Source organism: Pseudomonas sp. G3-39, from assembly GCF_054790485.1.
This window is the reverse complement of sequence record NZ_CP186497.1, coordinates 4,184,319-4,203,488: the sequence shown is the minus strand read 5'-3', so window position 1 is coordinate 4,203,488 and position 19,170 is coordinate 4,184,319. Positions and strand designations below refer to the sequence as shown.

Below are 19,170 nucleotides of genomic sequence, written 5' to 3'. Positions count from 1 at the left end.
GTCGGGCGTTGCCTGGCATAAGGAAGTGGATGAACAGATTTATTGTATTGATCGCGGTGTTGGTATTGGCTGGCTGCACCACAAGTGCCAAGACGCATGCCGTCCGTGGCGTCAGCGGTATCGAGATCGACTGCTCTGGTCTGGGTTCGGGGTGGGAGAAATGCCAAAAGCGCGCAGCGAAGGAGTGCAAGGGCGCGGGTTACAGGGTAATCACCCGATCTGATCAGGCCAAGGATGAAGATGAATATCCGTTTGGCTTCAATCCCGCAGGCTACGTCACTCGAACCATGCTGGTCATGTGCCGTTGAGTGTGTACTGCTTCGGCTTGTGCTTGTGTGCACTGAAAACAGGCGTTTCAGCGCCAAGGAAGATATGTCAATCCCTGGGCTGTTCAAAATCTTTCGGGCGTGCTAAAACCTTTCAAGCGCTGATCTAGCTGCTTGAAAAAGAAGGGAAAAATATGACGAAGTCGGAGTTGATCGAACGAATTGTCACCCATCAAGGGCTACTCTCATCCAAGGATGTGGAGCTGGCCATCAAGACCATGCTTGAACAAATGTCCCAATGTCTGGCCACTGGTGATCGCATCGAGATCCGTGGGTTTGGCAGCTTCTCCCTGCACTATCGTGCGCCGCGCGTCGGTCGCAATCCAAAGACTGGTCAGTCGGTTAGTCTCGACGGCAAATTCGTTCCGCATTTCAAGCCGGGCAAGGAGCTGCGTGACCGGGTGAATGAGGAAGAGGAGGAAGGCGTTTGATCCGCGCTACTAATTATCAAGGGGGCGTAGGTGCGTAATCTCAAACGTATATTTTTTGGTGTTTTCGTTCTTTTGTTGGTGCTGGTGATCCTGGCTTTCGTGCTGGAAAATCAGCAGTCAGTGTCGTTGTTGTTTCTCGGATGGTCTGTGCCTCAGCTGCCCATCTCCCTCGTTGTGATCGCGGCATTGCTGATTGGAATGCTTGTGGGGCCGATGCTCGCCTGGTTTCTGGGGCGTTTTGCTAAGCGTGCGCGCAAGCGTTTTGTTTAAGTTGTGACAATGCACCTAGGGCTGGCTAGGCTTAAGGTGTGAATGGTTGCTTAACGGTTGAAGCGCTCCTCCGGGTTGATTTTTAGTGGTCATGATCTCCCGCTGCGATGACTCCGTTTTCGATCAGCTGCAAGTCAGCGTTTTACGTTCTTCTATGCTAGCGGTATTGAAGCTCGCTGGTGTGTATACGCTATGCGCATTTAAATCTTCGGAAAGTTTCAGTGCGGGCTTGTTGTCTGAGGTTTTCAGTTTTCAAGTTTAACGTTACAAGTGGGATGGCATGTCAGGGAAAATACCAAAAGTTGCGGTCTTGTTGGCCGCTTACAATGGCATGCAGTGGATTGAAGAGCAAATTGCTTCGATTTTTGCTCAGTCCGGGGTGGATGTTAGCGTATATATTAGTATCGATCCTTCCACTGATGGCACGGAAGCTTGGTGTGCGGCGCTGGCAACGAGAGTGTCGAATGTCATTGTACTGCCCGATGCCGGAAAGTTTGGTGGTGCGTCGCGCAACTTTTTTCGACTGATTCGTGATGTTGAATTCGACGGGTTTGATTTTGTTGCTTTTGCTGATCAGGATGATATCTGGTGCGTTGATAAGTTGCAGCGCGCTGTGGTCGGCCTCGGGCGGCAGGAGGTTGATGCATATTCCAGTAATGTCACTGCTTTCTGGTTAGATGGTAAGACGCGTTTGTTGGATAAGGCTCAGTCTCAAGTTAAATGGGATTATCTGTTTGAGGCGGCTGGTCCGGGCTGTACTTATGTCTTTAGCAGCAGGTTGTCGCAGTCCATTAAATCTTCGGTGCTTGCGAATTGGGAAGCTTTACAGGGCGTGAGTCTGCATGATTGGTTTTTCTACGCATACGCACGGAGTCATGGATATCGTTGGTATATCGATCCAGTGCCTTCTATGCTGTATCGGCAGCACGATCGTAATCAAGTAGGTGCCAATACGGGGCTTCGGTCTTTAATTTCTCGATACAAAACTATTCATGATGGTTGGTGGTTCAGTCAGGTGCAACTCATTGCTCGACTAACGGGGCAGGAGTTTGATCCTTTTGTAGCGAGTTGGCTCCCATTGCATGGTTTGCAAATGCTCAGGCTATCGTTCAGTGCGTGGAGTTGCCGGCGTCGGATGCGCGATAAAGTATTATTCTTTTTTGTTTGCTGGCTAAAAATGCTGGTAAAAAATAAAGGCTGAAAGTCTAAAAAATTATTATGAGTTCAGTGATCGCCTCCCGGGTGATCCGTGGTGGTTTCATCATGCGGTGTACGTGGTGCAGATGATGTATACCTCCGCATCCTTGCGGCCTGTCCATTTCGCCATCCCTTAAAGCTGTCAGATTCTCAGGTTGGGAGGCAGGATTTTTTTGTCAGCATGGCGTGCGGGGTGGGGCGATACGGCTCGTTTCGGTCAGACTGCATTCGTTTTCGCAAGCACTGCTGAGTGAGGGCGAGGCAAGCGCTGATGGTGGTGGCTGTCGTCGCTTTTTTAAGTGTGCGTTGCATCAATTGATGTAGAATGTAGCATTGCTTGCTAAGAACAAAAGCAAATACTGATTGGCTTTTTTATAAGTGATGGCGCTCTTTGCGGGGCGACGGTTCGTGCAAAGAGGGATTTTGTGACGGTTTCCAGCCAGAGTTTTGGTACAGATAATGCCGCCCAGGTAGCTGGCGAGCGTGTTGCGGACGTCGCAATTCTTATGTGTACATACAACGGCGCATCATTTCTCGCTGAGCAACTCGACTCGCTCGAGCGTCAGACGTATCGCAATTGGAAACTATATGTTTCCGACGATGGTTCTCAGGACGCGACACTGGCAATCCTGAAAGCATTTCAAGTCAAGGTGGGCGCAGAGCGCGTCCACATCGCGACAGGCCCCAAAAGAGGGTTTGTAGCCAATTTCCTGTCTCTCGCCTGCCGAGCGGATATCGATGCGGACTTCTTTGCCTGGTCTGATCAAGACGACATCTGGAAGGATTTCAAACTCCAGAAGGCACTTGATTGGCTGCAGGGTATCCCCGGTGATGTCCCTGCGTTGTACTGTGGTCGCACAGAGCTGATCGGTGAAACAGGTGATTCGTTTGGGTATTCGCCCCGGTTTAGCCTTCCACCACGTTTCTCGAACGCTCTCGTTCAAAGCATTGGTGGCGGTAACACCATGGTATTCAATAGGGCGGCCCAAAAGCTTTTGCTTGAGGCAGGCTATGACGTGGATATTCCATGTCACGATTGGTGGGCTTATTTGCTTGTTTCCGGGGCGGGGGGCGAGGTTCATTACGATCCTGAACCGGCGTTGTTGTATCGCCAGCACGACGAAAACCTGATTGGTGGAAACTCCGGTTGGTCTGCGCGTCTCAAGCGCATACCGCTGATTTACCAGGGCCGGTTCAGCAAGTGGAATGATCAGATCATCAAAGCGCTCGAAGCAATGCATCATCGTCTGAGCCCTGAGCACCAGGTGACGTTGGATCGCTTCAAAAAAGCACGCAAGCAGAAACTCTTCTCAAGAATCCTGGGATTCCAGCGGGCTGGTATCTACCGGCAGACACTGCTTGGAAACCTGGGGCTTATTCTCGTAGTTCTACTGAAAAAGATCTAAATTTATGACCATCTTAGTCACCGGCGGGGCCGGTTTTATCGGGGCGAACTTTGTACTGGACTGGCTGGCGCAGTCGGATGAACAGGTGATCAACCTGGACAAGCTGACTTATGCGGGCAACCTGGAAAGCCTGGCCAGTCTGGACAAAGATGTGCGCCACGTATTTGTGCAGGGCGATATCGGTGATGGTGAGCTGATAGCTCGCCTGTTGAACGAGCATAAGCCACGTGCGATCTTGAATTTCGCTGCTGAATCGCACGTCGACCGCTCTATTCATGGTCCGGAAGATTTCATCGAAACAAACATCGTCGGCACCTTCCGCCTTCTGGAAGCAGTGCGCGCCTATTGGGGCGGGCTCGAGTCAGGCGCCAAAGAAGCGTTCCGCTTCTTGCACGTTTCCACTGATGAGGTCTATGGCTCGCTGGCTAAAGATGATCCGGCGTTCACCGAAACTCATCAGTACGAGCCGAATAGTCCCTACTCTGCAAGTAAGGCTGCCAGTGACCACTTGGTACGCGCCTACCATCACACCTATGGTTTGCCCGTACTGACCACCAACTGCTCGAATAACTACGGGCCTTATCATTTCCCGGAAAAACTCATCCCGTTGATGATCGTCAACGCGCTTGCCGGTAAATCATTGCCTGTTTATGGCGACGGTCAACAAATTCGTGATTGGCTCTATGTCAAAGACCATTGCAGCGCTATTCGTCGTGTATTGGAAGCTGGGGTGGTTGGCGAAACCTACAACGTTGGCGGATGGAACGAGAAGCCAAACCTCGAGATCGTACACACTGTTTGCAGTTTGCTGGACGAGTTGCGCCCACGTGCCGATGGCCAGCCATATAACCAGCAGATCGCGTATGTGACAGACCGTCCAGGCCACGATCGCCGCTACGCAATTGACGCTCGGAAGCTTGAGCGTGAATTGGGCTGGAAGCCGGCGGAGACTTTCGAAACGGGTATTCGAAAGACTGTCGAATGGTACCTCGACAACCAGGTGTGGGTAGGTAACGTCACGAGCGGTGCTTATCGAGAGTGGGTAAGCAGGCAGTACGTATGAGAAAAATTGTGCTGCTTGGGAGTAATGGACAAGTAGGTTGGGAGTTGCAACGCTCTCTGTCCCCACTTGGAAACGTAGTGCCTTGTGATCGCAGCAAAGTTGACTTGACTGATCTAGAAGCCTTGTCAACTTATCTGGAGCATGAGCGCCCTGATGTTATCGTCAACGCAGCGGCCTACAATGCGGTCGACTTGGCTGAGTCTTTCGAAGATGAAGCCCAGAAAATCAATTTTGATTTAGTTAAAGTGTTAGCGGAGTATGCTTCGCTTAATAACGTTTGGCTGGTTCATTATTCAACGGATTATGTCTTTGATGGTGTGGCGGTGCTTCCGTATTCTGAGGAGGATGTTCCTAATCCTCTGAGTGTCTATGGAAGATCAAAGGCCAATGGTGAGTGTGCAGTTATTGCAAGTGGGTGTAATTATCTGCTGTTGAGGACGAGTTGGATTCACTCTTCGCGGGGAAGTAATTTTGCAAAAACAATACTGCGTCTAGCGGAGACCAGAGACAGTTTCTCAGTGGTGGATGATCAAACTGGCGCGCCAACAAGTGCCTCGCTCGTTGCTGATGTCACTGCACTTTGTCTTTACCGAATTGTAAATGGTACAAACTCTGAAGATCTGAGTGGAGTTTATCACTTGGTGGCGTCGGGATTTGCAAGTTGGTATGAATATGCTTGTTATTTAGTGTCTGAAGCAATTGGATTGGGCATTAAGTTGAGTTGTTCTGAACTCGATATCCGTGCGGTTAGCAGTTCTGAGTATCCTACTAAAGCAATTAGACCCAAAAATTCGCGACTCGATAATAGTAAAATTCAAGATGTGTTCAATATAAGTATTCCGGACTGGAAGATTTGTGTGAAAAGAACGCTTTCTGATATAGCTAGGCAGGGATGATTATGTATCGTAAAGGTATAATTCTAGCGGGTGGCTCTGGTACGCGTTTGCATCCAGCAACCCTCGCAATTTCAAAGCAGCTCCTTCCGGTTTTCGATAAGCCGATGATTTATTACCCCCTCAGCACATTAATGCTGGCGGGGATCAGAGATATATTGATTATTTCCACGCCACAGGATACGCCTCGTTTCGAGCAGCTTCTTGGTGACGGCGCAAAGTGGGGTATCAATTTAAGCTACGCTGTCCAGCCCTCTCCGGACGGGCTGGCACAAGCTTTCATTATCGGCGAGGAGTTTCTCGACGGTAGTGCATGTGCGTTGGTGCTTGGCGATAATATTTATCATGGGCATGATTTCCAGGAACTTCTGGCAAATGCAATGCAGCGTGATAGTGGAGCCAGTGTATTTGCATATCATGTAAACGACCCTGAGCGCTACGGCGTTGTTGAGTTTGATAAGTCAGGCAAGGCTATCAGCCTGGAAGAAAAGCCATCAGTGCCCAAATCCAGCTACGCTGTGACTGGTCTGTATTTCTATGATGCCGATGTTGTAGAAATCGCTAAAAGCATCAAGCCTTCTGAGCGTGGCGAACTGGAAATCACGGATGTGAACCGCGTCTATCTAGAGCGCAACAGCCTCTCGGTAGAAATCATGGGAAGGGGCTATGCCTGGTTGGATACGGGAACTCATGAGTCTCTTCTTGAGGCGAGTCATTTCATTGCAACGTTGGAAAACCGACAAGGCCTCAAAGTCGCTTGCCCTGAAGAACTGGCATGGCGCAAGGGGTGGATTTCGGACGAGCAATTACTCGCGTTGGCGGCTCCATTGATCAAAAACGGATATGGAAAGTATCTTAAGCGTCTCCTGGAACACGAGAGTCACTGATTTGCAAACAGCAGAACAGACCAGATTTCGGCCCGTTCTGTGAAAAATATACCTGAACCAAAACTTAAAATCGCACAGCACTTGTAATTCGAGGCTAAATACATGTCAATTCAACTGTTTGTACCTAACTTTCGTGTCGACGAATGCCTTGAAGGTATTCGTGAATGTCTTGAGAAAGGCTGGACTGGATTAGGTTTTAAAACTGTTGAGATGGAAGAAGCATGGAAGTCCTACACCGGACTGCCGCACGCACATTTTCTTTCGTCGAATACTGTGGGTCTTGAATTGGCTTTCAGACTGTTCAAGACAAAGAACGGCTGGGACGATGATGCAGAGGTCATTACTACTCCTCTTACTTTCGTATCCACTAACCACGCGATTCTCTGCGCAGGTCTGAAGCCTGTATTTGCGGATGTTGATGACTCGCTGTGTCTGGATCCTGCAAGCGTCGAGCAGCGCATTACTGACAAGACCAAAGCACTGATCTTTGTAGGTATTGGCGGCAATGTCGGTCAGTACCAGAAAATTGTTGAAATTTGCAAGGCGCGCAACATCGCGTTGATTCTCGATGCTGCCCACATGTCCGGCACCCGTATTAATGGACGTCACGTATGTCCGGAAGCGGACGTTGTGGTGTTCAGCTTCCAGGCTGTAAAAAATCTGGCAACCGCTGACTCCGGCATGATCTGCTTCAAAAACGCGGAAGATGACGAGCGTGTTCGCAAGATGAGCTGGCTGGGCATCAACAAGGATACTTATGCACGTACTGCCGCTCAGGGCGCGTATAAGTGGATGTATGATGTTGAAGAAGTAGGCTTCAAGTACCACGGCAACTCGATCATGGCAGTAATGGGTCTGGTGGCATTGAAGTATTTGGATCGTGATAACGCCTACCGCCGCCAAATCGCTAACTGGTACCGCGAAAACCTGGCTGGTAACGACAAGGTACGGTTTATCGACATTAATCCAGAATGTGAATCGTCGACTCACCTGGTGCAAATTCGTGTCAAAAACCGTGAAGAGCTGATGCTCGCACTCAATGAACATCAAGTCTACCCAGGCGTGCATTACCGTGATAACACGGAATACCGCATGTACGCGCATGGTAATGGCTCTTGCCCTAAAGCAGCGCTAGCCTCTCAGGAAATCATTTCGTTGCCGGTGCATATGGGTCTAAGCAAAGCCGATGTTGACACCGTATCTCAACTGGTAGCCAAGTACGCAAAATGAAACCTACCCTCTACTCAACATCTGATGAAGTCGTCGGGATCCGTCTACTAGAAGTAGCTGATTTACCAGCCACTCTGGCCTGGAGAAACAGGGACGAAAACCGCCGATGGTTTATTAACTCGAACATCATTGAATGGGACAGCCACGTAAAGTGGTTCGAATCCTATCAAAAAAAGTCTGACGATTTTGTGTTTGTTATCGAGGCAGATGGTGAGTTGGTAGGGCAATGTGCTGTCTATGGCGTGGATTTGGAACGAAAGCGAGCCGAAGTGGGCCGCTTTCTAGCTGCGCCGGACAATGCAGGTAAAGGCTATATCAAGCGAGGCTGCCAACTGTTGATTGAAACATGTTGGCAGCAGCTTTCGCTTGAAAATGTATTTCTAGAAGTTCTGGATGAAAATGTCAGGGCTATAAAGTTATACGAAAAGCTGGGCTTTAACGAAGTTTCCCGTAAGGGTGAATTAATAGTGCTTGAGCTAAATAGGCTTTAGATGATCAGTCAGAATAGTTTTATATCCGGTGCAATAAAATCGCTTCTTGAGTGGCGTGTATGGCTATACATGGGACTTCAGGATATTAAGGCTCGTTTTCGCAGATCGGCGATCGGCCCACTTTGGATTCTGATAAACCTGGCAATGATGGTTCTAGGTGCTGGTGTAGTTTATGGCGTTTTGCTAAAGCAACCCATGGAGGAATTTCTTCCTTACCTCACGTGCGGCCTGATTATTTGGGGGTTTTTAGTTGCCTCGTTTGTTGAAGGTGGCTATGCGTTTGTGGGGTCTGAAGGCTATATAAAGCAGTTCTCGTTTCCAAAACAAATTTATCTGCTCCGTGTGTTGGTCGCGCTGTTCGCGGTTATGTTGGTTGGTGTTGTCGCGCTGGCGGGTACGTTATTAGTCTTTGAGCGCTTCAAGCCCATAGGCTGGTTATATGCGTTGCCGGGTCTCGGAATTCTTTTGGCCGCAGGCCTGGGGCACATTACTCTCAGTGCGTATTTGTCTGCTCGTTTTAGGGATCTGCCTCATGCTTTAACAGGGATTTTTCAGGTGTTATTTTTTGTTACGCCGATTATGTTTCCTGTGACGATGCTTAAAGATCGTGGTTTGGATTTTGTTTATAAATATAATCCGCTGTATTATTTAGTGGATGTTATTAGATTTCCAATTTTAGAAGGTACATTTGCAGTCAAGCAAGACTATATTTTTTGTGCCGCTTATTTGTTGCTTCTGTGGGTCGTCTGCATTTTGCTTGCATCTAAAATGGATAAAAAAGTGGTTTACATGTTATGAGCGATATTTCTATAGATTTGCGAGATGCAAGTGTGGTGTTCACTGGTCGGACAGATTTCCTCGGACGAATGAAAAATGCAGTATTGCGTCGTCCAGGAACGGCTAATACTCAAGAATATACAATTAACGCTCTTTCAAATGTGAATCTTTCAGTAGCGCGAGGGGAGCGTGTAGGCCTGATTGGCTTGAATGGTGCGGGTAAAAGCACCTTGTTGAAGGTGATGGCTAGAATTTATCCAACTACCAGCGGCACTGCTCAAACACTTGGTCATGTATGCCCAATGTTTGAGTTCGCTACAGGCTTTGAGATGAATCAGTCTGGTTGGGATAATATAAAAATCCGGGCGCTCTTATTAGGTCTGAAACCCAAAGAAATTAAAGCCAAAATGCAAGAAATTGCGGAATTTTCGGAATTGGGTGAGTTTTTAAATTATCCAGTTCGTACCTATTCTGCAGGTATGTTTATACGTTTGGCGTTTTCTGTGTCGACAGCTATTAACCCCGAAGTCCTGTTGCTTGATGAAGTTATGGGTGCTGGTGACATAAACTTTGCTCACAAAGCCCAAGAGCGCATGAAGAAATTTATGACTCAAGGTAAAATTCTTGTTTTTTCGAGTCATTCGCCTGATTTGGTAAGTGATTTTTGTGAGCGAACAATCTGGCTGGAAAAAGGAAAAATACGCATGGATGGTGAAACTCAAAAAGTGCTAAAAGCTTATTCAGAAAATTATTCGGCAACTGTCTAAGGTTTCGAACATGAAAGTCAAAGATCTCATTCGCGAAACTCAGTGGTTGCCTGGTAGTTCTTATGTTGACGGTCCGCTCCCAATTGTCTCCGTTTTTCTTCCCACCTTTCGGCGCGCGAAGAGTGGTAAGTTTCGTAAGGCGATAGAGTCAGTATTAAGTCAAACGCTGACTGAGCTTGAGTTGATCATCGTTGATGATGCCAGTACAGACGGTAGTGCTGACATTATTGCGGAGTTCATGGAAAAAGATGGGCGTGTGAGCTGTCTTCGCCATGTAGTAAACATTGGTCTTCCTGCGATTTCTGAGTATGAGGCGTATTCAAAGTCTCGCGGTCGCTACATCGCATTTGCGTTTGATGATGACGAATTCTTTCCTGATGCTCTGGAAGAGCTTTACAAGCATGCTCAAATGACGCCAGACCAAGTAGTCTATGGGTCTGTCGGTATGAGAGTAAGGGAGTTGGGCTCTGGTACTGAGCAGTTTGTGCACTTGGGCGAAAGTATTTCATCGCACAATATAAATAGCTGGAATTGCATCTCAAATAACGCAGTCTTAGTACCACGTTTCATCCTTGATGATATAGGTCTATACGATCCGCACATACTCATGACGCGTCTTTGCGATTGGGATCTGTGGAGAAGGATTTCCAGAAAGTATATTTTGCGTTATGTAGATGTTTGCGTTGGCGAAGTCGGTGGTCCTGCAACTGACGATAGTTTAGGAAAAACGTACGCGCTGGATACTTGGGCCTCGGAAGAGCAAATGAGGCAAGAGCGTGATTGGTCTCTCCGTCCAGAGAACTTTGAGGAGTATGATATCTTCGCGTTGCCGGATTCAGCGGCGCATTGTACAGCTATCGCCGTGAGAGAAATGGCAGTTGCGCACGGACGAACGAGAGAAAATTTTGATATCAGTAGCTCTTTGTCCCGCTCAGATGATAATCGAAAGGTATTGGTTCTTACAGGCAATCACGATGCATGCACCAGTATATACTTCGACTTTTTGCCTGATGAATGGAAAAGCCGTGTAAGAGTTATTCGATACCCAGGTGGTTGGCCGATTTCCGAAATTGCACATGCTAGCTGTATTGTATTTGTCCGGCAACTGGATCCGTTCTTCGAATGGATTGCTGCTGCACAGAAGATGCAAATTCCTTGCTATTATTTCACCGACGATAATCTCACTCTGCTTCAAGAAAATAAGGAGATGAATTTTTTTGAGGACTTAAGCAAGAAGACGTTGCGTAATAAACTGAAAGATTTTTCAGGAGTCTTGACCAGCACTCTTGAACTGCAAGAATACTTTAGAGAGCATCTTATTCATTCGAATGTAGATTTTTTTCCGCCTACATTCTGTGATCTGAAAATCACTACCAGCAAGGTTGTTCCGGTACGTGACCGGTTGGTTATCGCTTTCGCGGGAGGCAGTCATCGGCTGTCCGCTCTCCGTGATGTCATGTTGCCCGCTTTTCTCAAGTACACAGAGTCGGGTAAAACTATTCAGCTAATTGTTGGTGGAGCAGGTTCGGATTTTTCGGAAGAATTCAAAAAGCATGATTTTCTTGAATTGGTAACGCTACCCTTTGAGCTGAACTGGGAAACTGCGCTACTGCAGATCTCGCGATATAGTCCAGATATTCTTATTCATGCTCCGAGCGAGTCGGCCAATAATAAGTATAAAACAACAAATGTCGCATTGTCTGCAGATGTATTAGATGCCGTACTTGTTGTTCCAGATTACATGCCTTATTCCGACTTTAAAGAACTGAATAACGCTTATGTAGTCTCATCGCCGTTTAGCGCTCGCTCATGGCTTGAAGTTCTTGAAGGTTTGGATTTTTCCAAGTTTTCAGAAATGAAGAAAAATAACAAAAAATATTGTAATGAACACTTCTCTGGAGTTTTAAGTTGCAGAGTTCTGGCGTCCATTTCTAAGCCTACTACGTTTAATGGTTTTACCACCGTAGAAGGTAGGTTGAAATTAATGTCTAAGAGCCATGGCAGCCATATATCTATTGCGGGTGGTGATGTAATAAAAGATCCACAAAAATTGCTTGAGAGTCTTGAGGAGTTAGCTCGGCTACGGCAGGCGGCTTCTAGATCTAAGCGTCTAGGGTTTTTGTCTCGTAAGCACGATTTGTGGGACAACTTGATGCCACAATTCGCAAAGTTGAAGGAGTTTTCTCAACAAGCTAAGAGCGGAAGCTCGGAGATTAAGCTGGAGCTATCCAAGTCGCTGCACGATGTTCCATATGTTGAGTACTCAATTAATTTTCCTGCGGCAATAAAGTCCGTTTTAATAGCTTTTGCCACTGATGGGCTTCAGGATGGTTTAGTTGGTATTGAACTTGTTGGGGCAACCGGATCCATTGTTTTCAATGGAGTTGCATCGTTAAGCGGAGTGGATCTGTCTTTGCCTGTTGAATTCGTGGTCGATCAGGCGGCAGTTTCTTCGTCGGCTGATTATCGATTGCGAGTTTTTGCGCGTACGTCTCACCCTGTATATATGTTTGAACTGGTTAAATATCGTTATGCAGGCTTGAAGCGTTTCCCTGTGTATCCGTTCGTGGAAATATCGACTGTATAGGTATTGCCGATGAAATTAGATATAGGCTGTGGGCCAAAATGCCTTCCGGGATTTATCGGTGTCGATAGGTTTCCACTACCAGGTGTCCAAGTGATAGCGGATCTTGATAAACCGCTCCCATTTGAAGACGACTCTGTAGAGCTAGTGCATGCAGCGCACAGCTTGGAACACGTCTCAGATCTAATGTTTACAATGAGGGAGCTTTATCGTGTATGTAAACATAAAGCTCAGATCTGTATTGTCGCTCCCTATTATGAGCAGAAGCTTAACGTAGCTAATCCTTATCATCTTCAGGTATTCAACGAGCACACTCCAAGATTTTGGTCCAGCTGTTCTTGGGCACCCATTGATAAAAAGGAGTATTTCCATCCCCATGCAGTCACGTGGGGTTTGTCGCAGTCTGATAATTCGGATCCGGGTTTAGAAATACGACTGCTGCGGATGGAGTTTTTCTATTTTCCACGATTCAATCAGATGGAACCATCTTGTCAGCGAGAGTTGCGACAGCACTTAACTGATGTTTGCCATCAGGTTGTTTATCATCTTGTTGTTTGGAAGGATGATGATGAGAATGACTACGTTGAGCTAACAGAAAATCTGGAATCTTACCCATTTTTGGACACTCCTGCGCTGCAGGAGTCTAGGGCTGATGCAGAAGAGTATGAAGTAGAGAGTTTTTCTACCTTGTCTTTTGCTGAGAAGCGTCTAAGCGAGAGGTTGAAAGAGCAACATCATTATGTTGTTGAGTGTGAAAAAAAGCTTTTTAGAAATGAGAGGCTGATTAACTTACTTACCGCTGGGCCAGATCTGCCCGAATCTGATTCGAAGCTTTTTGATGAATATTTTTTCAAAAAATACAACTCCCGAGAGCCAAGGGACTATCGGCTTGGTAAAGAAATACCGGGTACTGGATATGTTGAGTATCCAATAAGAGGGGGCGGCGAGTTCAATTCGATTTCTGTGTGTATTTACCTGGCTGCAGATACCACAGATGCTCTGTTGGGCTTGGAACTGGTCGATAAAGGCAACAATATTGTATTCAGCTCAACTGAAAGTCTGTCCGAAATAAATATTATAGGAGTTGTACGCTTTTCTATCGGAGAACCGCTTAGACAAGAAAATTTGGCCTATATGCGTTTTTTCGGTCGAAACTTGAATATCTGCGCCAAGGTTGTAGAGTGTTCGGTTGCATCTCGTTGGCCTTTACGCCCCAGCAAACTGGTTCCATACGCATGTTTTTCAAATGATGAGTGATGTTGATTCAAGTATTGAAGTTCTACTGATTGTCGAAGCGGATATCGCGACAACGCAGTTGACTGAACAGTTGTTGTCTGAGTGTTCTTGCCTCGGTATTAGATACAAGAAAGTATATCTTACTGATCTCGATCAGCATGTTTTTTCAGAGTCTGCGTTACCTCTGTTTGTGAGAACGGCCGATCCAGTTGCTATATCATGGATGCAATCTTTAAAGCGTAGCAATATTCCGTATTTCTACTATATTGATGATAATTTCTGGCTGATAGACGGTGATACTGCTTTGGCGAAGTATTACCAGCATCCGATTATCCGTCGTTCGCTTAAATATGCTGTTGAAAAGGCCAGTGCCGTCATTACCAATTCGGTTGCTCTAAGAGAGTTCATCCTTCCGAAAAACCGCAATACGGTGCTCCTGCCGGCTTTTTTTGACTTCTCGTTACTGCCAACTGGCGACGTCAAAACTGTCTCTGAGTACCGTATCGGTTTCGCGGGGAGTGCCTCGCGTGAGGCTGATCTGGAAGTGCTCAAGGACGTCATTCCTTATTTTCTCGCGCAAAGAGACGATGTCGTCTTTGAGTTTGTCGGCTGTCTTCCCAAGTGGTTGGAGCAGGGTCCCAAGGTGCGTTTTTTTGGGCATATGAACAGCTATGCTGACTATATAGCCTTTCAGGTGCAGCGCGGTTGGAAGATTGGTTTGGCGCCTTTGGATAACAAGACATCCAATAGGTATAAGACGAATAATAAGTATCGCGAATATTCGGCGTTCCGTTGTGCTGGGATTTATACAGATTCCGAAAGCTATGTGGATTCTGTTGTAGATGGTAGAACTGGTTTGCTCATCAAGAATAATACTGCGGCATGCTGGATTGCCGCAATCGAGCGCTACCTGGATGATGAAAAGTTCAGGATTTCCATTGCTGAACGGGCGCACATTGATGTCTACCAAAGATTTGATATCGTTGCTGTTGCTGCTCAGTGGGCCGAACTTTTCCAGCAGGGTGCGCGCGAGTTGAATAATAATAAAACGCGTCCAGTTCGTAGTTCGTTTTGGAGCGGTATTTCCAGAAAACTGGCGCATTATTGGTTGTTGGTTGAGATCTCCATGTACGAGGGTGGTTGGAGACTTACCTTTTCTAGAGCGTTTAGAAAATTATTGCGTCATTTTAGTCAACGAGAGAAACGCTAATCCGAAAGGTAAATAACGGCCTCTTTAACTGGGGAAGCTAGCAAGGCATGTAGTCAGTGCATATTTGTTCCTGCGCTGGATACGTGCCTTGGCACGTTCCCAGGCAACGAAGTGAAATAAATCCTCGCATTCTGCTCGCCGGTGAAGGCGATTCTGCTTGAATGATTCCCTGAGAGGACCGTGGAGCAATGTCTCCCGCCGGTTTTTCATGATAAATTGCAGCCTTGCTTTCTACAGTCTGAATCGGTTTAACATGCCAAAAAAAATACTTGTCACCGGTGCGACAGGATTTCTTGGGAGGTCCTTGGTTCGGCATTTTTGCAATTTTCCGGAGATATCTATTGTTGCTCCACTACGTAATGTAGGTGCGAGGCTATCCGAAAGAGTTGTAGTTACACATTTGTCGGATATCAATGAAGAAACAGACTGGCACGAATCACTTGTGGGTGTAGATGTTGTTGTACACGCAGCAGCGCGAGTGCATGTCATGCAAGAGGAATCAGCGCAAGCCATTGCGAAGTTTCGGGCTGTAAATTTAAGAGGAACGCTTTGCCTTGCACACCAGGCCGTTCAGGCCGGGGTTAAAAGATTTATCTATATTAGTTCCATCAAGGTTAATGGTGAAAGCACTCCGGTAGGTCACCCGTTCACCGCAAGCGATACGCCGCACCCTTCGGACGCTTATGGGATCTCCAAGTACGAAGCAGAGCAACAACTCATGCAGCTTGCCCAGACAGGCGCGATAGAGGTTGTCATTATTCGACCTGTACTTATTTATGGTCCTGGGGTTCGAGCGAATTTCCAGCAAATGATGCACTGGCTGGTGAAAGGGATTCCCCTGCCATTCGGGGCAATTAGTAATTCAAGAAGCCTTGTTTACGTAGACAATGTCGTCGATCTGGTTACGACTTGTATCGATCATCCTGGTGCCGCGAACCAGGTGTTTTTGGTCAGTGATGGCGAAGACGTTTCCACGACGCAGTTAATGAGCCGTCTCCTGATTTCGCTCGGCGTGAAGACATGGCTCATCCCTATTCCTGTCGCAGTGCTGAAGCTCCTTGCCATCTCCGTCGGACGAGGTGCTGTCGCACAGCGTCTTTTCGGATCGTTGCAAGTCGATATCAAGAAAAATCGTGAGTTGCTTGGCTGGCGGCCACCGTTCAGTCTTAACGATGGTTTGAAAGCAACAGCGGAGCATTTTTTGGAGTCTCGAAAAAGATGAGTTACGCGTGGGTCATACCTGTGGTTTTCGGTATTTCTTTTGTCATGACTGCAGTATTGCGTCGTTATGCAATATCCCGAAGTCTGATGGATGTTCCAAATGCGCGCAGTTCACATGTCGTTGCGACGCCTCGTGGCGGCGGCGTTGCAATTGTCCTGGCTTTTTTCGTATCCCTGGGTTTACTGCTTTTTACAGGCTTGATTTCTGTCGAGCTGTTTTTCGCTCTCGCAGGTGGTGGCGGCGCGGTTGCCCTGATCGGGTTCATGGACGACCACGGACATATCGCTGCACGCTGGCGGTTATTGGGTCATTTCGGTTCAGCTTTCTGGGTGCTGGGATGGATCGGGAGCTTGCCGCCAATCGCGGTGTTCGGTGTTTCCATCGATTTAGGCTGGGCAGGTTATTTAATGGCAGCTTTCTACCTGGTTTGGCTGCTCAACCTCTACAATTTCATGGACGGCATTGATGGTATCGCCAGTGTAGAAGCGATTTGTGCTTGTCTGGGGGCCAGTCTGCTTTACTGGTTATCGGGTATGGAGAGCCTGATTTGGGCACCGTTGTTGCTGGCTGCTTGCGTTGCCGGGTTTTTCTACTGGAATTTTCCTCCAGCGAGGATATTCATGGGCGATGCTGGCAGCGGATTTCTCGGTATGGTTTTGGGAGCCTTGTCTCTACAGGCTGCATGGATAAGTGCACCAATGCTCTGGGCTTGGTTGATTCTGCTTGGAGTCTTCATTGTCGACGCGACCTTTACGTTGTTGCGCCGCATGTTTCGAGGGGAAAAGGTCTACGAGGCTCACCGAAGCCATGCTTACCAGTTTGCGTCGCGTCGATTTGGCAGGCACTTGCCGGTAACAGCGGCGGTCGGTTTGATCAATCTGTTCTGGCTGTTGCCCATAGCGTTGTGCGTCACATGCCTGGATCTGGACGGTGCCTGGGGAGTAGTTCTGGCTTACACACCGCTGATCGTATTGGCGATAAAGTTTCGTGCTGGAGATCTGGAGACTCCGGCAGTCAAGAACTAAGCAGCAATCATTGGGTCATTTAGGTTTAGAGTGATCACCGAGCGCGCCGCAAGCTGCCACCATGGTGCGTGCCGCTGAGCAGAGTGATCAAGGTAATTGAAGGGTTTATGGATAAAATCAGAGAGTACCTGGTAAGCCTGCCTCGGCGCCGTAAGAGGTTGATTCAGGTCACCACAGACATGGTGCTTGTCTGGGCCGCCCTGTGGCTGGCCTTTATCGTCCGCCTCGGCCTGGACGATATGTATAACCCCTTCAAGGTGCATTTCTGGCTTTTCGTGTGCGCACCTATCATCGCAATTCCCTTGTTTATTCGTTTTGGCATGTATCGGGCGGTCATGCGCTATTTCGGCAACGATGCGCTCATTGCGATTATAAAAGCGGTCAGCCTGTCTGCGCTGATTTTGGCGCTTGTGGTTTATTGGTACAGCAATCACGAGGCTGTCGTTCCACGCTCGATTGTCTTCAACTATTGGTGGCTGAGTCTCGTCATTCTTGGCGGATTACGGCTTTGTATGCGGCAGTATTTCATGGGCGACTGGTTCGCCGGCGCTCAACACGTGCCTTTTACAAACCGCGATGACGGCCTGGTCAAAGTTGCGATCTACGGTGCCGGTGTTGCTGGCAATCAGCTGGTGGCGGCCCTGCGCATGGGGCGAGCCATGCGCCCAGTGGCATTTATCGATGACGATCCAAGTATCTCGGATCGGGTGATAGCAGGCCTGCAGGTTTACAAACCAAAACACATTCAACAAATGATCGATGAAACCGGGGCTCAGGAAATTCTTCTGGCTCTGCCGTCATCAACCCGTGCACGCCGCCGGGAAATTCTCACACTTCTGGAGAGCTTTCCTCTCCACATCAGGAGCGTGCCCAACTTCACTGATCTGGCCAGCGGCCGTGTGAAAGTTGAAGATATTCAAGAGGTGGACATCGCTGATCTGCTTGGACGCGATTCCGTACCTGCGCAAGCGGATTTGCTTGAACGTTGTATCAAAGGCAAAACGGTCTTGGTCACTGGCGCGGGTGGCTCGATTGGGGCGGAACTGTGCAGGCAGATTTTCGCACTCGGTCCGACCACTCTACTGTTGTTTGATCACAGTGAATTCAATCTCTATAGCATTCTTTCGGAGCTGGAGCAGAGAGGGTGTCGAGAGTCGGTAGCGGTCAGATTATTGCCAATTCTCGGCTCTATTCGTCATCCACATAAGTTGTTGGATGTCATGAAAACCTGGAACGTTGAAACGGTCTACCATGCCGCTGCTTACAAGCATGTGCCCATGGTCGAGCACAACATTGCCGAAGGTGTGTTGAATAACGTCATTGGTACTCTCAATACTGCTCAGGCTGCGCTGCAGTCGGGTGTGGCAAACTTTGTGTTGATCTCAACTGACAAGGCGGTTCGCCCCACTAATGTGATGGGCAGTACCAAACGCCTTGCAGAGCTTACGCTGCAAGCTTTGAGTCGGGAAATTGCGCCGGTGCTATTCGGCGACAAGTCCAATGTCTCCCGAGTCAACAAGACTCGCTTTACAATGGTGCGTTTCGGTAATGTCCTGGGTTCTTCCGGTTCAGTGATTCCTCTGTTTCACAGTCAGATAAAATCCGGCGGCCCGTTAACCGTTACTCATCCCAAAATCACCCGTTATTTCATGACCATTCCGGAAGCTGCGCAGCTGGTTATTCAGGCTGGCTCCATGGGGCAGGGCGGCGATGTATTCGTGCTCGACATGGGAGAACCGGTAAAGATTGTCGAATTGGCCGAGAAGATGATTCATCTGTCCGGTTTGAGCGTACGTTCGGAAAAAAATCTGCAGGGCGATATATCCATCGAGTTCACCGGATTGCGCCCCGGTGAGAAGCTTTATGAAGAGCTGCTGATTGGCGATAACGTATTGGCGACTGAGCATCCGATGATCATGAGCGCAAAGGAAGATCATCTCTCCTGGGAGTCACTCAAGCTGCGTTTGACGGAATTGATGACTGCCGTTGAGCAGGACGACTATTCCCGCGTCCGCCAACTCCTGCGCGAAACTGTCAGCGGCTACACCCCCGACGGCGAAATCGTCGACTGGATCTACCAGCAGCGCCGCCTCGAACCCTGATTGTTTCACATCCTGTAATAGACGCATTTTTGACACCCGCCAACCATCGCCTA

Annotated in this window: 18 protein-coding genes; all 18 read left to right on the top strand. The window is 48.0% G+C overall.

What is annotated here, in order from left to right; all coding sequences use genetic code 11:
* The first annotated feature begins 29 nt into the window (after positions 1-29).
* The 18 genes from ACOYXG_RS18785 (at position 30) to ACOYXG_RS18700 (ending at position 19,117) form a co-directional block, all read left to right on the top strand.
* Positions 30-308: a hypothetical protein gene (locus ACOYXG_RS18785; RefSeq protein WP_027612423.1), complete on the top strand. Its 279-nt coding sequence runs from the start codon at positions 30-32 to the stop codon at positions 306-308.
* A 152-nt stretch (positions 309-460) separates the two neighbouring features.
* Positions 461-757, top strand: coding sequence for an integration host factor subunit beta (ihfB, locus tag ACOYXG_RS18780; protein ID WP_003189779.1), 297 nt, complete (start codon positions 461-463; stop codon positions 755-757).
* A gap of 30 nt (positions 758-787) precedes the next feature.
* Entirely contained in the window at positions 788-1,027 is a 240-nt protein-coding gene (locus ACOYXG_RS18775) for a LapA family protein (RefSeq protein WP_103368355.1), read from the top strand.
* Between the two features lie 280 nt (positions 1,028-1,307).
* Entirely contained in the window at positions 1,308-2,228 is a 921-nt protein-coding gene (locus ACOYXG_RS18770; RefSeq protein ID WP_103368354.1) for a glycosyltransferase, read from the top strand.
* Positions 2,229-2,649: 421 nt separating this feature from the next.
* Complete coding sequence (locus ACOYXG_RS18765; protein ID WP_460353329.1) at positions 2,650-3,630, top strand: glycosyltransferase family 2 protein; 981 nt, start codon at positions 2,650-2,652, stop codon at positions 3,628-3,630.
* Between the two features lie 4 nt (positions 3,631-3,634).
* On the top strand, positions 3,635-4,693 hold the full coding sequence (gene rfbB / locus ACOYXG_RS18760; protein WP_103368353.1) for a dTDP-glucose 4,6-dehydratase: 1,059 nt from the start codon (positions 3,635-3,637) through the stop codon (positions 4,691-4,693).
* Positions 4,690-5,589: a dTDP-4-dehydrorhamnose reductase gene (gene rfbD / locus ACOYXG_RS18755; protein ID WP_134787043.1), complete on the top strand. Its 900-nt coding sequence runs from the start codon at positions 4,690-4,692 to the stop codon at positions 5,587-5,589. The genes rfbB and rfbD overlap by 4 nt, the downstream gene beginning before the upstream one ends.
* Positions 5,590-5,591: 2 nt before the next feature.
* On the top strand, positions 5,592-6,473 hold the full coding sequence (gene rfbA, locus ACOYXG_RS18750; protein WP_134787042.1) for a glucose-1-phosphate thymidylyltransferase RfbA: 882 nt from the start codon (positions 5,592-5,594) through the stop codon (positions 6,471-6,473).
* A gap of 102 nt (positions 6,474-6,575) precedes the next feature.
* On the top strand, positions 6,576-7,703 hold the full coding sequence (locus ACOYXG_RS18745) for a DegT/DnrJ/EryC1/StrS family aminotransferase (RefSeq protein WP_134787041.1): 1,128 nt from the start codon (positions 6,576-6,578) through the stop codon (positions 7,701-7,703).
* Positions 7,700-8,194 (top strand): GNAT family N-acetyltransferase, encoded by a 495-nt coding sequence (locus tag ACOYXG_RS18740; RefSeq protein WP_134787040.1) that lies wholly within the window; start codon positions 7,700-7,702, stop codon positions 8,192-8,194. The genes ACOYXG_RS18745 and ACOYXG_RS18740 overlap by 4 nt, the downstream gene beginning before the upstream one ends.
* Positions 8,195-8,992, top strand: a complete 798-nt coding sequence (locus ACOYXG_RS18735; RefSeq protein ID WP_460353324.1) for an ABC transporter permease — start codon at positions 8,195-8,197, stop codon at positions 8,990-8,992.
* A complete protein-coding gene (locus ACOYXG_RS18730) occupies positions 8,989-9,738 on the top strand; it encodes an ABC transporter ATP-binding protein (RefSeq protein WP_167734166.1) in 750 nt (249 codons plus the stop codon). Before ACOYXG_RS18735 ends, ACOYXG_RS18730 begins: the two co-directional genes overlap by 4 nt.
* Positions 9,739-9,748: 10 nt before the next feature.
* Positions 9,749-12,325 (top strand): glycosyltransferase family 2 protein, encoded by a 2,577-nt coding sequence (locus ACOYXG_RS18725; protein ID WP_460353321.1) that lies wholly within the window; start codon positions 9,749-9,751, stop codon positions 12,323-12,325.
* A 9-nt stretch (positions 12,326-12,334) separates the two neighbouring features.
* Positions 12,335-13,579: a class I SAM-dependent methyltransferase gene (locus tag ACOYXG_RS18720; protein ID WP_460353318.1), complete on the top strand. Its 1,245-nt coding sequence runs from the start codon at positions 12,335-12,337 to the stop codon at positions 13,577-13,579.
* Positions 13,569-14,768 carry a glycosyltransferase gene (locus tag ACOYXG_RS18715; RefSeq protein ID WP_134787036.1) on the top strand — a complete coding sequence of 400 codons (1,200 nt, stop codon included), beginning with the start codon at positions 13,569-13,571 and terminating at the stop codon, positions 14,766-14,768. Before ACOYXG_RS18720 ends, ACOYXG_RS18715 begins: the two co-directional genes overlap by 11 nt.
* Before the next feature lie 208 nt (positions 14,769-14,976).
* Positions 14,977-15,990, top strand: coding sequence for a UDP-glucose 4-epimerase family protein (locus tag ACOYXG_RS18710; protein ID WP_460358503.1), 1,014 nt, complete (start codon positions 14,977-14,979; stop codon positions 15,988-15,990).
* Positions 15,987-17,015, top strand: coding sequence for an MraY family glycosyltransferase (locus ACOYXG_RS18705; RefSeq protein ID WP_103368343.1), 1,029 nt, complete (start codon positions 15,987-15,989; stop codon positions 17,013-17,015). Before ACOYXG_RS18710 ends, ACOYXG_RS18705 begins: the two co-directional genes overlap by 4 nt.
* A gap of 107 nt (positions 17,016-17,122) precedes the next feature.
* Positions 17,123-19,117 carry a polysaccharide biosynthesis protein gene (locus tag ACOYXG_RS18700; RefSeq protein ID WP_460353314.1) on the top strand — a complete coding sequence of 665 codons (1,995 nt, stop codon included), beginning with the start codon at positions 17,123-17,125 and terminating at the stop codon, positions 19,115-19,117.
* The last annotated feature ends 53 nt before the right edge of the window (positions 19,118-19,170 follow it).

Excerpts from the sequence above, each read along its gene's own strand:
- ACOYXG_RS18785 (WP_027612423.1), top strand. The coding sequence starts at position 30 with ATGAACAGATTTATTGTATTGATCGCGGTGTTGGTATTGGCTGGCTGC.
- ihfB (WP_003189779.1), top strand. The coding sequence starts at position 461 with ATGACGAAGTCGGAGTTGATCGAACGAATTGTCACCCATCAAGGGCTA.
- ACOYXG_RS18770 (WP_103368354.1), top strand. The coding sequence starts at position 1,308 with ATGTCAGGGAAAATACCAAAAGTTGCGGTCTTGTTGGCCGCTTACAAT.
- rfbB (WP_103368353.1), top strand. The coding sequence starts at position 3,635 with ATGACCATCTTAGTCACCGGCGGGGCCGGTTTTATCGGGGCGAACTTT.
- rfbD (WP_134787043.1), top strand. The coding sequence starts at position 4,690 with ATGAGAAAAATTGTGCTGCTTGGGAGTAATGGACAAGTAGGTTGGGAG.
- rfbA (WP_134787042.1), top strand. The coding sequence starts at position 5,592 with ATGTATCGTAAAGGTATAATTCTAGCGGGTGGCTCTGGTACGCGTTTG.
- ACOYXG_RS18745 (WP_134787041.1), top strand. The coding sequence starts at position 6,576 with ATGTCAATTCAACTGTTTGTACCTAACTTTCGTGTCGACGAATGCCTT.
- ACOYXG_RS18740 (WP_134787040.1), top strand. The coding sequence starts at position 7,700 with ATGAAACCTACCCTCTACTCAACATCTGATGAAGTCGTCGGGATCCGT.
- ACOYXG_RS18735 (WP_460353324.1), top strand. The coding sequence starts at position 8,195 with ATGATCAGTCAGAATAGTTTTATATCCGGTGCAATAAAATCGCTTCTT.
- ACOYXG_RS18730 (WP_167734166.1), top strand. The coding sequence starts at position 8,989 with ATGAGCGATATTTCTATAGATTTGCGAGATGCAAGTGTGGTGTTCACT.
- ACOYXG_RS18725 (WP_460353321.1), top strand. The coding sequence starts at position 9,749 with ATGAAAGTCAAAGATCTCATTCGCGAAACTCAGTGGTTGCCTGGTAGT.
- ACOYXG_RS18720 (WP_460353318.1), top strand. The coding sequence starts at position 12,335 with ATGAAATTAGATATAGGCTGTGGGCCAAAATGCCTTCCGGGATTTATC.
- ACOYXG_RS18715 (WP_134787036.1), top strand. The coding sequence starts at position 13,569 with ATGATGAGTGATGTTGATTCAAGTATTGAAGTTCTACTGATTGTCGAA.
- ACOYXG_RS18710 (WP_460358503.1), top strand. The coding sequence starts at position 14,977 with ATGATAAATTGCAGCCTTGCTTTCTACAGTCTGAATCGGTTTAACATG.
- ACOYXG_RS18705 (WP_103368343.1), top strand. The coding sequence starts at position 15,987 with ATGAGTTACGCGTGGGTCATACCTGTGGTTTTCGGTATTTCTTTTGTC.
- ACOYXG_RS18700 (WP_460353314.1), top strand. The coding sequence starts at position 17,123 with ATGGATAAAATCAGAGAGTACCTGGTAAGCCTGCCTCGGCGCCGTAAG.